The organism is Pseudonocardia hispaniensis (assembly GCF_042658695.1).
Lineage (GTDB): Bacteria > Actinomycetota > Actinomycetes > Mycobacteriales > Pseudonocardiaceae > Pseudonocardia > Pseudonocardia hispaniensis.
In genome coordinates this window covers 221,425-235,583 of the sequence record NZ_JBHSQW010000035.1, presented here as the reverse complement: position 1 = coordinate 235,583, position 14,159 = coordinate 221,425, and the positions used below count along the sequence as shown (strand labels likewise).

Sequence of the window (14,159 nt, the reverse complement as noted above, 5' to 3'; positions counted from 1 at the left end):
CACCGGCACTCACCCAGATGGGTCGGGGCCCACCCGGAACACACACTCGATTCTACTGACCCACACCGACAGAACCCCATCAAGGACAGCTCTAGAAAGGTCACAGGACGGCGAACGAGGACTCAGGCGAGTCCCGAGGCCGAGACGGGGGTATCGCCCCCCTGGCGCGCTGTCATGTCGCGCTGATTGCGCCGCCCCTGCGCCGGGCAGGCCCGACGGGACCCCACCCCGGACATGCCGCATCGGGCCGTACCCCGGCGGGAATCCTCCCGTTCAGCCGTAGGTGTCGCGGGGGCCGCGGCCGCGGATGTGGCGTGGCCCACGACGCCAGCTCGGGCCGGCCGGTCCGACCACCCGGATCCGGCGCACGATGTCCGGCCCCACGGCGGCAGCCAGCCGCGCCAGCAGCTGGCGTTGCAGGGTGCGCAGTTGGGTGGCCCACGCCGTCGATTCCGCCTGCAGGGTGAGTTCGGCGTCCCGAAGTGAGATCGGGGTGCAGTGGTCGGCGATGTCGGGGCCGACGAGCTGCGGCCAGCGACCGAGCACGGTCGCATCGGTCAGCCGCGGCGACCAGCCGCGGTCCATCGCCACCCGGGAGACCAACCGGCCGAACGGCTGCGGGTCGCGGTCGTCCGGCCCCGGGCCGGACCACCGCCGGCGACGGCGACCGCGGCCGGTCACCGAGTGCGTGCGCCCACCGGACCCGGCCGCGCGCCCGGCGGCCGCGGCGCGGGCGGCCCGGAGGGCCTCCCGCGCGAGGTCGGCACCGCGCGGAGCAGCAGCGGGGTTGGCCGCGGGCCCACGGTGAGCGGTCGGCCACACCTTATCCACAGAGCTGGGGATGAATGGGGTCTCCGCATCCAGGATCGGCGGTCTCCCACCGTCGTCAGGCGGTTCACACGGCCGGTCATCACCAGCCGAGGTCGAGTTATCCACAGTATCCACAGACTTGTCCACAGGAGCCGAGATCATTCGGGGGCCGACGCTTCTGTTGTTTCCTCCCTCGTCAGGAGGCGTTCGACTGTTCGGCATGTGCCGTCTCATCCTCCATGCGCTCCACAGTGCCACCGTTCACCGCAAGGCGGACCCCGGCCAGGTCGGCCGGAACATCCTCCGCAACGGCCGCCGTGATGATCACCTGCTCGGCATGCGCGGCGACCGCCGCCAGCGCACGGCGGCGACGGGTGTCGAGCTCGGCGAACACGTCATCGAGGATGAGCACCGGTTCGACGTCGTCGAGCTGGAGCAACCGGTAGGACGCCAGCCGCAGGGCCAGGGCCAACGCCCACGACTCCCCATGACTGGCATAACCCTTGGCCGGACCCGCACCGAGGCGCAGGTCAAGGTCGTCGCGGTGCGGCCCTACCAGACAGACCCCGCGCTCGACCTCCTGGCGTCGCACCCGCAGCAGCGCCTCGCCGAGCGCGTTCTCCAGCTGCCGCTCGTCGGGGTCCAGCTCGCCATCCACGCTCGGGCGGTAGCGCACCATCACCGGATCCGAGCTCGGCGCGACGTCGGCGAACGCCTGTGCCGCGAGGGGCGCCAAACCCGCGACCAACTCGAGCCGGCCGGCCAGCAACGCCGCCCCATGGCGCGCCAGATGCCCGTCCCAGACATCGAGGGTGCGCAGATCGCCTGCGGCCCGCGCCGTCTTGAGCAGGGCGGCGCGCTGCTTGAGCACCCGCTCGTAGTCGGTGCGGACCGCGGCGAACCGGGGATGGCGCGCGACGAGCAGGTCGTCGAGGAACCGGCGGCGCTCACCGGGGTCCCCCCGCACCAGCGCCAGATCCTCCGGTGCGAACAACACGCTGCGCAGCGCGCCCAGCAGGTCGCGCGGCCGGGTCACCGGCGCGCGGTTGAGCCGGGCCCGATTGGCCTTACCCGCGGTGATCTCCACCTCGACGCTCAGCTCCCGGCCCCGGTTCACCACCAGCCCGCGCACCACCGCTCTCGGCGTGCCACGGCGGATCAACGGCGCGTCGGTGGCCACCCGGTGTGAGCCGAGCGTGGCCAGGTAACCGACCGCCTCGACGAGATTCGTCTTCCCGGCGCCATTCGGCCCGAGCAGGATCGTGACTCCGGGATCGAGCGTCAGCTCGGCGCGTTCCCAGGAGCGAAAGTCCGTGACCTCAAGGCGACGCAGGTACACGTCGTGGTCAGCCCCGGTCGGTGTCGGGGCTGACCGGCCGGCCGGCGCCCGCCCGGCCCCGACGGATCAATCCCAGCTGCACGAGCCACCCCCTCGACCACACTGCCACCGTCGAGGCTATCGACGCACCGGATCAGCCCGGCAGGCGTACCGGCATCAGCAGATGCAGGTATCCGGCCGAGGCGCCCTCGGCCGGTGCGGGCGCCTCCTCGGTGGCCTCCTCTGCGGGCGGCGCCGCCACCGGGCGCACGAGCGCCGGGCGGTTGGGGGTGGTGAAGGTGACCTGTGCCCGGTCGGTGTGCAGGGCGGCGAGCGCGTCGAGCAGATAGGTCGGGTTGAACGCGATCGTCAGCGGCGCCCCGTCGAGGATGCACGGCAGCTCCTCCTCCGCGCTGCCGACGTCGTCGCCGCCTGCGGCCAGCCGCAGCCCGTCCACCCCGAACTCCATCCGGATCTGCGCCACCCGATCCGCGACCAGCGAGACCCGCTTGATCGCCTCGACGAGCGGGGCGACCTCCAGCTCGGCGGCGGTGGTGTGCTCCGCCGGGATCAGCTGACGGAACCGTGGGAACTCGGCGTCGAGCAGCCGGGTGGTGGCTCGGCGACCGCCGCCGGTCATCCCGAGCATGCCGTCCCCCGCCGACAGGGCGATCTCGACGGTGCCGGAGCCGGCGAGGGTCTTGGCGACCTCGGCGATGGTACGGGCCGGGATCAGGACTGCGGTGGAGAGATCCGGGTCCTCGGGCTGCCAGTCGAGTTCACGGACGGCGAGCCGGAAGCGGTCCGTGGCCGCCAGGGTCAGCCGCGGACCCTCGATCTCCAGCCGGACGCCGGTGAGCATGGGCAGCGTGTCGTCGCGGCCGGCGGCGACCGCGACCTGGCTGACCGCGGACGCGAACACCTCGGCCGGGACCGAGCCCGCCCGCTGCGGCATCGCCGGCAGCTGCGGGTAGTCCTCCACCGGCATCGTCGGCAGGCTGAACCGGCTGTTCCCGCAGTTGATCGTGGCGCGGGCACCGTCGACGACCAGGTCCACCGGCTTCGCGGGCAGCGCGCGGGTGATGTCGGCCAGCAACCGGCCGGAGACCAGAACGCGGCCCGGGTCACCGACCGCGGCATCGAGTTCGACCCGCGCGGACGTCTCGTAGTCGAACCCCGAGACCGTCAGTGACTCGCCGTCCGGACCCGACTGGCTTCCGGGTTCGGTGCGAGCCTCGATGAGGACCCCGCCCAGCACCGGCACGGGCGGGCGAGCGGGCAGGCTGCGGGCCACCCACGCGGCAGCGTCGGCCAGAACGTCGCGTTCGACCCGGAACTTCATGACGGACCTTTCACCGGCGGTCACTGGTTGCAACCGAATGGCGTGGACACACAGGTGCTTCTTCCGGCCGCACGAACCGGGAGGGGAAGTACCCGGCGTGGACCAGGTCGGCCGGTTCACCGTAGAGCCTCGCGACGCCAGGTGTCACGTCGGGGCACAGCCTCGTCCGGTCGACCCGGGTGTGTCGACCGCGTGGCGAGAACTTCAACCATCCACCACGTTGTTTTTCCTAGAAGTTCATCGAAAGAGATATCCAGTAGTAGTAGCAGGTGCTGTGTGTAGTGTGGATGAGCGGCATCAGTGCAGCTCAGTCGGTGTGTCGGATTGTGGATGGGGGACGGGGACCGGCCGTGGGCAGATCCGCCCAGCGGTGGATGGAAGGTCTCGGTCCACCGCTGTCCCCCGATTCATCCCCGGCTGAGGGCGGGGTTGTCCACGGGCCGGACCACAACCATCCACGGGCCGGGCGCCAACAATCCACAACGTTGTCCACAGATGTGGGTGAACTGTGGTCGGACCTCCACGGAGCGCGACCGGTCAACCGACTGCGGCGACCGCAGAGCGCAGGACCGCACCCACGGATGCTCCCCGCGAAACTCCTGCGGGGACGGAGTGTGCGGAGCCTCGGCGCGGCACGCCCCGAGCCACGAGTCCGGGCCGGGGACGGCGCGCGCCGAGCGGTCGAGGCGCAGCCGTCCAGCGGTGGGTGACCTCTCGGCGCATGGGCCCTGCCGGGGTCGGCGCCGCCGGCCTCCTCAGTACCGGGAGCGCTGCTTGATCCGCGCGGTGAGCTCCTGTACCTGCTCGAAGGTCTTGCGGCGAAGCGAGATCTCGTTGCGGATCTTCTTGTCGGCGTGCATGACGGTGGTGTGGTCGCGACCGCCGAAGGTCTGCCCGATTCGCGGCAACGACAGATCGGTGAGCTCGCGGCACAGGTACATGGCGATCTGCCGGGCCTGGGCGAGCGCCTTCGTCTTTCCCGGCCCGCACAGCTCGTCCATCGTCACGTCGAAGAACTCGGCGGTGACCGCCATGATCGTCGGCGCGGTGATCTCCGACGCGGCGGAGTCCGGGATGAGATCGCGCAGCACGATCTCGGCGAGCTGGGTGTCGACGGGCTGCCGGTTCAGCGAGGCGAACGCGGTGACCCGGATCAACGCGCCCTCCAACTCCCGGATGTTGCGCTCGATGCGCTCGGCGATGAACTCCAGCACGTCACCGGGGACAGCCAGCCGATCCTGCGCCGCCTTCTTGCGCAGGATCGCGATGCGCGTCTCGAGTTCAGGTGGCTGGATGTCGGTGATGAGGCCCCATTCGAACCGCGTGCGCATGCGGTCCTCCAGGGTCTCCAGCCGCTTCGGCGGCCGGTCGGAGGAGACGACGATCTGCTTGTTCGCGTTGTGCAGGGTATTGAAGGTATGGAAGAACTCCTCCTGGGTTCCTTCCTTGCCCTCGAGGAACTGGATGTCGTCGACCAGCAGCACGTCGATGTCGCGGTAGCGGCGCTGGAACGCCACCTTCCGATCGTCGCGCAGCGAGTTGATGAAGTCGTTCGTGAACTCCTCGGTGGACACGTAGCGCACCCGCATCCCCGGGAACAGCCGCTGCGTGTAGTGCCCGACGGCGTGCAGCAGGTGGGTCTTGCCGAGCCCGGAGTCACCCCAGATGAACAGAGGGTTGTACGCCCGCGCGGGTGCCTCGGCGACGGCGACCGCGGCGGCGTGGCTGAAGCGGTTCGATGCCCCGATGACGAAGGTGTCGAAGGTGTACTTCTCGTTCAGCCTGGTGTGGGAGCGCGGCGTGACCTGGTCGCCGGGCGGTGGGGGGGAGTACGCGGGCCACCCGTCGTGGGGCCGACGGTCGGCGCCGGGAGCCGGCGGGCTCCCGTTCTCCGCGGCCGCGGCGGCGCCCTCCTCCTGGCGCTGCGGGAACGGCATCGGATCGACGGCGCCGAGCTCGGCCGGCGCCGGGTGAGCGTAGGCGGGGTGGATATCGGCGGCCGGCGGGACCCGGGGCGGCGCGACCCGCTCGGGCGGGTCCGGGACGTCGGTGCCGCCGGAGGCGGCCGAAGCGTCGACGACGACCGCCAGGTTGATGGCGACACCGAGGTGCCGGCCGAGCGCGTCGCTGATCGGCCTGCGCAGGATCCGCTCGATGGCGTCCTTGGCGAACTCGCTCGGCGCCGCGAGCAGCGCGGTGCCGTCGAGCAGGCCGAGCGGCCGGGTCAGGCGCAGGAATGCCCGCTGCTGGGCCGACAGGGTCGGGCTGCCGGACTCCGCCGAGGAGCCGGACAGGTCCGCGATGACCCGGTTCCAGACCTGTCCCAGATCCGCTGGCTGGTCGGCCACCGGTCCGCTCCCCTCCGCTCTCGCTGCCGTGCTGCCTCGCCCGCCGCCGGGCGGGGGCGCAAGGCCCATCGATCCCCAGACTTATCCACACCTGTGCGCAGACGGTACGCATGGCTCAGCGGCGGGGCGCCGCGCGGGCCCAGCGCGCGATGTCGAAGCGGGTGCGTGTCGATCCCCCCGGATCGAACGTGGAAGTGGCAAGGTAACAACCGCCGCGCTTTGCCACAAGGCGGCGGCTCGAGGCAAGGCCCGTCAGGCTGATGGCGGCCTGGGTCGGTTTGACCCCCTCTGATCCGGCTGCGTACCCTGGCCTCCGCCGCGTCCGCCGACCGGCACGTTCCGCGTGCCGCGAGCCCGGGCCCGGGACACGACCAGACCTATCACACAGCTACCGACGGCCGGCCCCGTCCGTCGCCGTCGACCGGGAGAGCGACCGTGAGCAAGGGCAAGCGCACATTTCAGCCGAACAACCGCCGTCGGGCGCGTACGCACGGTTTCCGGCTGCGGATGCGCACCCGGGCCGGGCGGGCCATTCTCGCCGCGCGCCGCCGCAAGGGGCGCGAGAGGCTCTCGGCCTGACCTGGCCGCGGGCGTGTTGCCGGCGCGCGCCCGGCTGACCCGTCGGGACGAGTTCACCTCGACGATGCGCCGCGGGCGGCGCGCCGGGCGGCCCCGGCTGGTCGTGCACCTTGATGTGACGGGTTCGGACCCGCCACGGGCCGGGTTCGTCGTCAGCCGAGCCGTCGGGAATGCGGTGACCCGCCACCGGGTCACGCGCCGACTCCGGCATCTGGTCATGTCCCGACTCGGCGCGTTGCCTCCGGGCGCGCGGCTTGTCGTGCGAGCGTTGCCTCCCGCCGCGCACTCCTGCGCCGCCGAACTGGGCGAGGACCTCGACAGCGCCCTGCGGCTCGCGCTGCGCCGGCTCCAGTCCGCCGGGAGTCCCCGGTGAATGCGGCCAGGCCCCGTCGCCCCTCGCCGGTCAGCCGGTTGTTGATCGTTCTGCTGCACGGCTACCAGCGCTGGATATCTCCGGCACTCCCCCCGACGTGCCGCTTCTACCCGACGTGCAGCGCATATGCCATCGAGGCGCTTCAGGTGCACGGGGTAATCCGTGGCACGGGGCTGACCCTCTGGCGACTCGCCCGCTGTGCGCCGTGGCACCCTGGCGGTATCGATCCGGTACCGCCCCGCCGCGATGACGATTCGTCCTCGGCCGAGAACCACGGCGAGAACCACAAGGAGCAAGCCCCGTGCTGAACTTCATCTACTACCCGGTCTCGGCGATCATGTGGTTCTGGCACAAGGCCTTCGGGTACGTGTTCGGCGAGGCGAGCGGGATCGCCTGGGCCTTGTCGGTGGTCTTCCTGGTCTTCACCCTGCGGGCGCTGCTGTACAAGCCGTTCGTCCATCAGGTCCGCTCGATGCGGAAGATGCAGGAGTTCCAGCCGGAGATCCAGAAGCTCAAGAAGAAGTACGGGAACGACCGGCAGCGGATGGCTGCCGAGATGCAGAAGTTGCAGCGTGAGCACGGGGTCAACCCCCTCGGCGGCTGTCTGCCGGTGCTCGTTCAGGTTCCGGTGTTCATCGGCCTGTTCCATGTGCTTCGCGAGTTCAAACCCGGCAAGACCGAGAACTACATGTTCGGGGCGTCCGAGGTCGAGAGTTTCAACGAGTCGAGTCTGTTCGGCGCGAAACTCGGCGCCTGGGTGACGCAGGGGTCCGATGAGCTCGCCCGGCTCGGTACCTCGATCCCGCAGATGCTGATCGTGATGATCCCACTGATGATCGCGGCGGGGATCTTCACCCACATCACCGCACGGCACTCCGTGGCGCGCCAGACCGAGGCGCAGGCGGCGAATCCGCAGGCCGCCATCATGAACAAGCTGATGCTGTACATCTTCCCGGTGGGCGTCGTGGTGGGAGCGCCGTTCCTGCCGCTGGCCGTGCTCCTGTACTGGGTTGCGAACAACCTGTGGACGCTGGGACAGCAGTACGTGGTCTACCGGAAGATCGACGCGGAGGAGAGCGCCAAGCGCGAGGAGGCCACCGCGATCCGTCAGGCGCGTGCCCCGCGTCCCGGCCAGAAGCCGAACCGGGACGCCACCGAGCGTCGGCGGGCCGAGGCCGAGGACTCGACGGCCGATGTCGAAACCGACGACGAGGCGGCGGCTCCCCCGGCGAAGAAGCCTGGTGCGAAGCCCGTGACGCGCAGGTCGAACAGCGTGAAGCCGGCGGGTGGTGGAGCAACCGGCACCTCCGGCCGCAACGGCCGCGCGGCAGGCGGCACGCCCCGCCCGCCGGCCGTTCGCAAGGGGCGCAAGCGCCGTTGACCCGAGCCTGGACCGGCCATTGCGGGGACCGGTCGCGGCGCGTCGGTGGTGCGGTTTCGCCGCGCCACCGGCGCATCGCAGCTTCAGAGAGGAGACGTACTGTGCCCAAGATTGCAGCGGATGGGCCGGTGGAGGCCGGTGAGACCCCATCACCGTCGCTGGAGGAGCAGCTGATCCGTGAGGGTGACATCGCCGGGGACTACCTGGAGCGGTTGCTCGACCTGCTCGACTACGACGGAGACATCGACCTCGACGTCGAGGCCGGACGCGCCGTGGTGAGCATCGACGGCGGGGACGATCTGGACAAGCTCGTCGGCGACCGGGGGAACGTCCTGGAGGCACTGCAGGAACTCACCCGGCTCGCGGTGCAGCAGGCGTCCGGCAACCGCAGCCGGCTGATGCTCGACATCGCCGGATGGCGGCAGGGCCGCCGCGACGAGCTCACCGAACTCGGCCATCGGACGGCCAAGGATGTGCTGGAGACCGGTCAGTCGGCTCGGCTGCGTCCGATGACGCCGTTCGAGCGCAAGGTCGTGCACGACGCGGTCGCCAGGGTGAAGGGGGTTTCCAGCGAGAGCGAGGGCGAGGAGCCGCGGCGGCAGGTCGTGATCTTCCGCAGTGGATGAGCCGGAGCGTACGGCGGGTCTCGCCGACGGGCCCGCCACCGAGGACCTGTTCCACGTGAAACAGCCGCCGGCGGCCGCCGCCGACGTGTTCGGCGAGCGGCTGCCGGCGGCGGTGCGCTATGCCGTTCACCTGGCGACGAGCGGGGTTGAACGCGGGGTGATCGGCCCGCGGGAGACGGCCCGGTTATGGGACCGGCACCTGCTCAACTGCGCGGTCGTCGCAGAGGTCGTCCCGGCGGGCGCCCGTGTGGTCGATCTGGGTTCGGGGGCGGGGTTACCCGGGATACCGTTGGCCCTGGCCCGGCCGGATCTGCACGTCGTTCTCATCGAGCCGCTCGCTCGACGGGTCGACTGGCTCGACGAGGTCATCGCCGACCTGGATCTGTCGATCCAGGTCGTGCGGGGCCGCGCCGAGGAGACCTCGGTGCGCAGGCGATGGGAGGGCGCTGACGTGGTGACCGCCCGAGCCGTCGCGCCACTGGCCCGCCTCGCCGGGTGGGCGCTGCCGTTGTTGCGCACGGGGGGCACCCTGGCGGCGATCAAAGGGGCGTCCGTGGCGGATGAGGTGGACCGGGACACGGTCGGGGTCCGGAAGTCGGGCGGGAGCGAGCCGCGCATCGTGCAGTGTGGGGCCGGCCTGATCGAGCCCACGACCACCGTCGTGCTGGTCGAGCGGCTGCCGAGCCGCCACGGTGGACCCCGCGCTCGGACGAGCCGGAGGAAGGAACGTCGATCGTGACCGAGGCCGATGTTTCACGTGGAACACCGGGCGGACCTGCCGTGGATCTGAACTGGACGCCGATCGCCGAGGAGGCCGCGCGGGCGGCGCGGGTCCTGCATCCCGACCGCCATGCCATGCCCCGGCCCGCCCACCGTCGCGTGATGACCGTTGCGAACCAGAAGGGCGGCGTCGGTAAGACCACGACGACGGTGAACCTGGCCGCGGCGCTGGCGATGCACGGTGTCCGCGTCCTCGTGCTCGACCTGGATCCACAGGGCAACGCCAGCACCGCGCTCGGCGTCGAACATCGCGTGGGCACGCCGTCCATCTACGAGGCGCTACTCGGTGAGATCGGCCTGCGCGACGCCGTGGCCCCGAGCACGGCCTCGCCGAATCTCCTGTGCGTCCCGGCGACGATCGACCTCGCGGGCGCGGAGATCGAGCTCGTCAGCCTGGTCGCCCGCGAGCAGCGGCTCCGCCAGGCACTCGCGCCGGAGGTGCTCGACGAGCTGGGCGTGGACTACGTCCTCATCGACTGCCCCCCGTCGCTGGGACTGCTCACGGTCAATGCCCTGGTGGCGGCCGAGGAGGTGCTGATCCCCATTCAGTGCGAGTACTACGCGTTGGAGGGGCTGGGGCAGCTGCTCAGCAACATCGACCTGGTCCGCTCGCACCTGAACACCCAGCTGCACGTCTCGACGATCCTGCTCACCATGTACGACGGCCGGACCAAGCTGGCCGACCAGGTGACCTCCGAGGTCCGGCAGCACTTCGGCGGCACGGTCCTGCGCACGGTGATCCCACGCAGTGTCAAGGTGTCGGAGGCACCGGGCTACGGCCAGACGATTCTCTCGTACGACCCGGGCTCCCGCGGGGCGATGAGCTACGTCGACGCGGCGCGCGAGATTGCGTTGCAGGGCGCGCGGATGGACAGGCCGGTACCGGCGGACGGCCCGCAGCGGAACGGGCGGTAGGCGTGGCCGAGCGCAAAGGTGGACTTGGTCGCGGGCTCGCGGCGCTCATCCCCACGGGTCCGCCGGCGACGAGGCCCGCGCTCGGCAGCCGAGCGGCCGCCGGGTCGGTTCCCGCCGGATCGGCCGCGGATGGCGCCGGATCCGTGGGTCGCTCCCCTGCCGGGGTGGCCGAATGGGCGACCGCCGCGGTCGAGGTCGGCGGATCGGTCGCCGGGGCGGTGTATCGCGAGGTCGAGATCGGCGCGATCGAACCGAATCCGCAGCAGCCGCGCACGACGTTCGACGAGGAGTCGCTCGCCGAGCTGGAGCATTCGATCCGCGAGTTCGGGCTGCTGCAACCGATCGTGGTGCGGGAGCGTGAGCGCGGCAGCTATCAGCTCGTCATGGGCGAGCGCCGGTGGCGGGCGGCCCAACGCGCGGGACTGAAGCGAATCCCGGCCATCGTCCGGCACACCGGCGACGACGCGATGCTGCGCAACGCGCTCCTGGAGAACATCCACCGCGTCCAGCTCAACCCGCTGGAGGAGGCAGCGGCGTACGAGCAGTTGCTGGCCGAGTTCGGCGTGACGCACACCGAGCTGGCCGATCGGATCGGCCGCAGCAGACCGGTGGTCAGCAACATGATCAGGTTGCTGAAGCTGCCGTTGCCGGTGCAGCGACGGGTCGCGGCCGGCGTCCTGACGGCCGGACACGCGCGGGCTCTCCTCGGGCTCGACGATCCGGGCAAGCAGGAGGAGTTGGCCGCGCGGATCGTGGCCGAGGGAATGTCCGTGCGCGCCACCGAGGAGGCGGTGCTGTTGGCCCGGCGGGAGGCGCCGACCCCGGCACGGGCCAGCCGGCGCAAGCCGATGCACGCGCCCGGGGTGGAGCGGCTCGCAGAGCGGCTGTCAGATCGGTTCGACACCCGGGTCCGAGTGGAGTTGGGCCAGCGCAAGGGCCGGATCGTTGTGGAGTTCGGTTCGGTGGAGGACCTGGAGCGCATCGCCGGGATGATGAGCTCCGAGGATGCTCAGCGCGACGCCGACCGGGCGCGTTTCACGTGAAACGGCCGCCGCGCTCGATGGCGCGTTCCACGAGCGCGGCGAACAACTCGCCGAGATCCATCCCGGCCGCCGCGACCGCGGTGGGCAACAACGAGGTGTCGGTGAGCCCCGGCGAGACATTCACCTCGAGGATCTGGATGCGGCCATCGGCGTCGACCACGCCGTCCATCCGGGAGAGATCACGCAGACCGAGCAGTCGGTGGGCGGCGAGCGCGTTCTCCTCGAGGCGGTCGAGGACCGCCCGATCGAGCCGGGCCGGGCAGTGGAACTTCGTCGCCCCGGGCGTGTACCGGGCGGTGTAGTCGTAGAAGCCGCTCTGCACGTCGACCTCGACCGGCGGCAATGCACGCGGCTCGGCACCGCCGTCGTGGACCACGGACACGGCGACCTCGATCCCGTCCACGAAGCGCTCGGCCAGCACGGTGTCCGCATAGGCGAGACAGCTGACCATCGCCGCGGGAAGCTCCTCCGCATCCGTGACGACCTGGGCGCCGAGAGCTGAGCCGCCTTGGTCGGGCTTGAGCATCAACGGCAGGCCGAGCCGCTCGACCATCGCGTCGAGCACCGCGCGTGCACCCAGTTCGCGAAAGGTCGCGTGGGGCAATGCAACCCAGTCCGGCGTGTCGAGGCCGGCCCTCGCGAGTTCGGCCTTCGCCGTCGGCTTGTCCCAGGCCCGTCGGCACGCGGGAGCCGGGGTCCCCACGAACGGAATGCCGAGCAGTTCGAGGACTGCCTGGATCGAGCCGTTCTCCCCCTCGCCCCCGTGCAGGGCGATGACGACGGCGTCCGGCCGGTCGAACCGGAGTCGCTCGATCAGATTCGAATCGGCATCCCACTCGTGGACATCGATCCCGGTCGCGCGGAGCGCGGCCGCCAGCCTTCGTCCGGAACGCAGGGACACCTCTCGCTCGTGGGACAGTCCGCCGGTCAAGACCGCGACGGTCCGGTCGTTCACGATTGCTCCTCGCTGGTCGACGGCCACCGCGGCAGCCGTATCGGGCGTGCTCACGGCGAATTCTCCGCCAGCGGACGACGCCGCAGGACCGCGGGGCGTTTCACGTGAAACCGCGGCGGCCTCGGGTGGGTGGTTGTGGCCGATGCCCGGGGCCTGCGTCCGGCTCGGCGTTTCACGTGAAACCGGCCGGGCGCCGGCCCGGTGTCATGGTCAGGCGGTATCGGGGGACGGCGACTGAGGGCCGCCGCTCGCCGCGTTGCGGGCCGTCGAGATCCGTGCCGGCGAGCCGAACGTACGCATCACGTCGAGCTCGGCCTCCAACACGCCGGCCAGCCGGCGGACTCCCTCGGTGATGCGCTCCGGCGTCGGATAGCAGTAGGACAGCCGCAACTGCCGGCTGCCGAGTCCGTCCGCGTAGAAGCCGGTGCCGGAGGCGTAGGCGACCCGGGCGGTGACGGCACGCGGGAGCATCGCCTTCGTGTCGACGCCCTCGGGGACGGTCAGCCACACGTAGAACCCGCCGTCCGGCACGTTCCACTCGCAGCCCTCGGGCAGGTAGGTGGCCAGCGCGGAGAGCATCGCATCGCGCCGGTCGCGGTACGCCTCGGTGAAGGTCTTGACCTGGCTACGCCAGTCGTGCCCCTGCAGATACCGCGACACCAGCATCTGGTTGAAGCTCGGCGGACACAGCGTGGCCGACTCCGCGGCCAGCACCAGCCGGTCGCGCACCGCGGGAGGGACGAGCGCCCAGCCGACCCGCAACCCGGACGAAAAGGTCTTGGAGAACGAACCGAGGTAGATCACCTCGGGCTCGAAGGAGCGCAGCGCCGGGTAGGTTCGCCCGGAGAAGCCAAGCAGCCCATAGGGGTTGTCCTCAACGACGACGATTCCGTACCGCGCGCAGATCTCCAGGACCTCGGTGCGGCGCTCGACGGTCAGCGTCACCCCGGCCGGGTTGTGGAAGGTCGGGATCGTGTAGAGGAACTTGGGGGTGATCCCCTGCGCCGCGAGCGTCCGCACGGCGTCGTGCAGCAGGTCGGGGATCAGCCCGTGCTCGTCCATCGCGACATGTACGACGCGCGCCTGGTAGGCGGCGAAGCTACCGAGTGCACCCACATACGAGGGACCCTCGGCCAGCACGACGTCGCCGGGGTCGCAGAAGATGCGGGTGACGAGATCGAGGGCCATCTGCGACCCGACGGTGACGACGACGTCACCCGGGTCGGCGTTGATCCCCTCCTGCCGCATGACCTCGCAGATCTGCTCGCGCAGCGCGGGAACACCCTGGGCCGACCCGTACTGCAGCGCCACCTGACCCTCGCGCCGGACGAGGTCGGCGACCTCTCCGGCCAGCGCCTCGAGCGGCAGCGCGGCCAGGTTCGGCATGCCGCCGGCGAGCGAGACCACCTCGGGCCTGCTGGCCACCGCGAACAACGCTCTGATCTCCGAGGCCGTCATGCCCGTCGTCCGCGCCGCGAACCGCTCGGTCGGTGCGATCGTCGCCGCTGCCCCCGAAGACGGGACGGGCGGCTGCGGACCGGGCGATGCGGGGGTCGGTACGGGCACGGGTAGCGCCTCCCGGGCTGGCGAGAAGATGACATCCGGACCGGCTGAGTGTAACCAGGAGGGGGGACGATCCCGCCCTTCGTCGAGGCTGAGAGACCGATCGCAGCATCAAGGGTGTCGGAT

General features: G+C 71.0%; 14 protein-coding genes. 8 read left to right on the top strand and 6 right to left on the bottom strand.

Annotated elements, in window-relative coordinates:
- Window positions 1-273: 273 nt before the first annotated feature.
- The 4 genes from ACFQE5_RS18130 to dnaA all read right to left on the bottom strand — a co-directional run bounded on the left by ACFQE5_RS18130 (window position 274) and on the right by dnaA (window position 5,797).
- Window positions 274-831, bottom strand: coding sequence for a DciA family protein (locus ACFQE5_RS18130; protein WP_379586613.1), 558 nt, complete (start codon window positions 829-831; stop codon window positions 274-276).
- Window positions 832-1,006: 175 nt separating this feature from the next.
- Window positions 1,007-2,149: a DNA replication/repair protein RecF gene (gene recF, locus ACFQE5_RS18125; RefSeq protein WP_379586612.1), complete on the bottom strand. Its 1,143-nt coding sequence runs from the start codon at window positions 2,147-2,149 to the stop codon at window positions 1,007-1,009.
- 133 nt (window positions 2,150-2,282) lie between these two features.
- A complete protein-coding gene (dnaN, locus tag ACFQE5_RS18120; RefSeq protein WP_379586610.1) occupies window positions 2,283-3,470 on the bottom strand; it encodes a DNA polymerase III subunit beta in 1,188 nt (395 codons plus the stop codon).
- A 755-nt stretch (window positions 3,471-4,225) separates the two neighbouring features.
- Window positions 4,226-5,797 (bottom strand): chromosomal replication initiator protein DnaA, encoded by a 1,572-nt coding sequence (gene dnaA / locus ACFQE5_RS18115; protein WP_449301281.1) that lies wholly within the window; start codon window positions 5,795-5,797, stop codon window positions 4,226-4,228.
- Between the two features lie 456 nt (window positions 5,798-6,253).
- On the opposite strand from dnaA, the gene rpmH reads away from it, so the two are divergent.
- From rpmH to ACFQE5_RS18075, 8 genes are all read left to right on the top strand, one after another.
- Window positions 6,254-6,397, top strand: coding sequence for a 50S ribosomal protein L34 (rpmH, locus tag ACFQE5_RS18110; protein WP_379586606.1), 144 nt, complete (start codon window positions 6,254-6,256; stop codon window positions 6,395-6,397).
- 13 nt (window positions 6,398-6,410) lie between these two features.
- Window positions 6,411-6,770, top strand: a complete 360-nt coding sequence (gene rnpA, locus ACFQE5_RS18105) for a ribonuclease P protein component (protein ID WP_379586604.1) — start codon at window positions 6,411-6,413, stop codon at window positions 6,768-6,770.
- A complete protein-coding gene (gene yidD, locus ACFQE5_RS18100) occupies window positions 6,767-7,078 on the top strand; it encodes a membrane protein insertion efficiency factor YidD (protein ID WP_379586602.1) in 312 nt (103 codons plus the stop codon). The genes rnpA and yidD overlap by 4 nt, the downstream gene beginning before the upstream one ends.
- Window positions 7,072-8,151, top strand: a complete 1,080-nt coding sequence (gene yidC / locus ACFQE5_RS18095) for a membrane protein insertase YidC (RefSeq protein ID WP_379586600.1) — start codon at window positions 7,072-7,074, stop codon at window positions 8,149-8,151. Before yidD ends, yidC begins: the two co-directional genes overlap by 7 nt.
- A gap of 110 nt (window positions 8,152-8,261) precedes the next feature.
- Window positions 8,262-8,777 (top strand): Jag family protein, encoded by a 516-nt coding sequence (locus ACFQE5_RS18090; protein ID WP_379586867.1) that lies wholly within the window; start codon window positions 8,262-8,264, stop codon window positions 8,775-8,777.
- A 46-nt stretch (window positions 8,778-8,823) separates the two neighbouring features.
- Window positions 8,824-9,516: a 16S rRNA (guanine(527)-N(7))-methyltransferase RsmG gene (gene rsmG, locus ACFQE5_RS18085; RefSeq protein WP_379586865.1), complete on the top strand. Its 693-nt coding sequence runs from the start codon at window positions 8,824-8,826 to the stop codon at window positions 9,514-9,516.
- Window positions 9,517-9,557: 41 nt separating this feature from the next.
- Window positions 9,558-10,472, top strand: a complete 915-nt coding sequence (locus ACFQE5_RS18080) for a ParA family protein (RefSeq protein ID WP_379586597.1) — start codon at window positions 9,558-9,560, stop codon at window positions 10,470-10,472.
- A 2-nt stretch (window positions 10,473-10,474) separates the two neighbouring features.
- A complete protein-coding gene (locus ACFQE5_RS18075) occupies window positions 10,475-11,515 on the top strand; it encodes a ParB/RepB/Spo0J family partition protein (protein ID WP_379586595.1) in 1,041 nt (346 codons plus the stop codon).
- On the opposite strand, the gene ACFQE5_RS18070 is transcribed toward ACFQE5_RS18075, so the two are convergent.
- Both ACFQE5_RS18070 and ACFQE5_RS18065 read right to left on the bottom strand, forming a co-directional pair.
- Window positions 11,508-12,470, bottom strand: coding sequence for a D-alanine--D-alanine ligase family protein (locus tag ACFQE5_RS18070; protein WP_379586593.1), 963 nt, complete (start codon window positions 12,468-12,470; stop codon window positions 11,508-11,510). The genes ACFQE5_RS18075 and ACFQE5_RS18070 overlap by 8 nt on opposite strands.
- Window positions 12,471-12,680: 210 nt before the next feature.
- Window positions 12,681-13,967, bottom strand: a complete 1,287-nt coding sequence (locus ACFQE5_RS18065; protein ID WP_379586863.1) for an aminotransferase-like domain-containing protein — start codon at window positions 13,965-13,967, stop codon at window positions 12,681-12,683.
- Window positions 13,968-14,159: the final 192 nt, after the last annotated feature.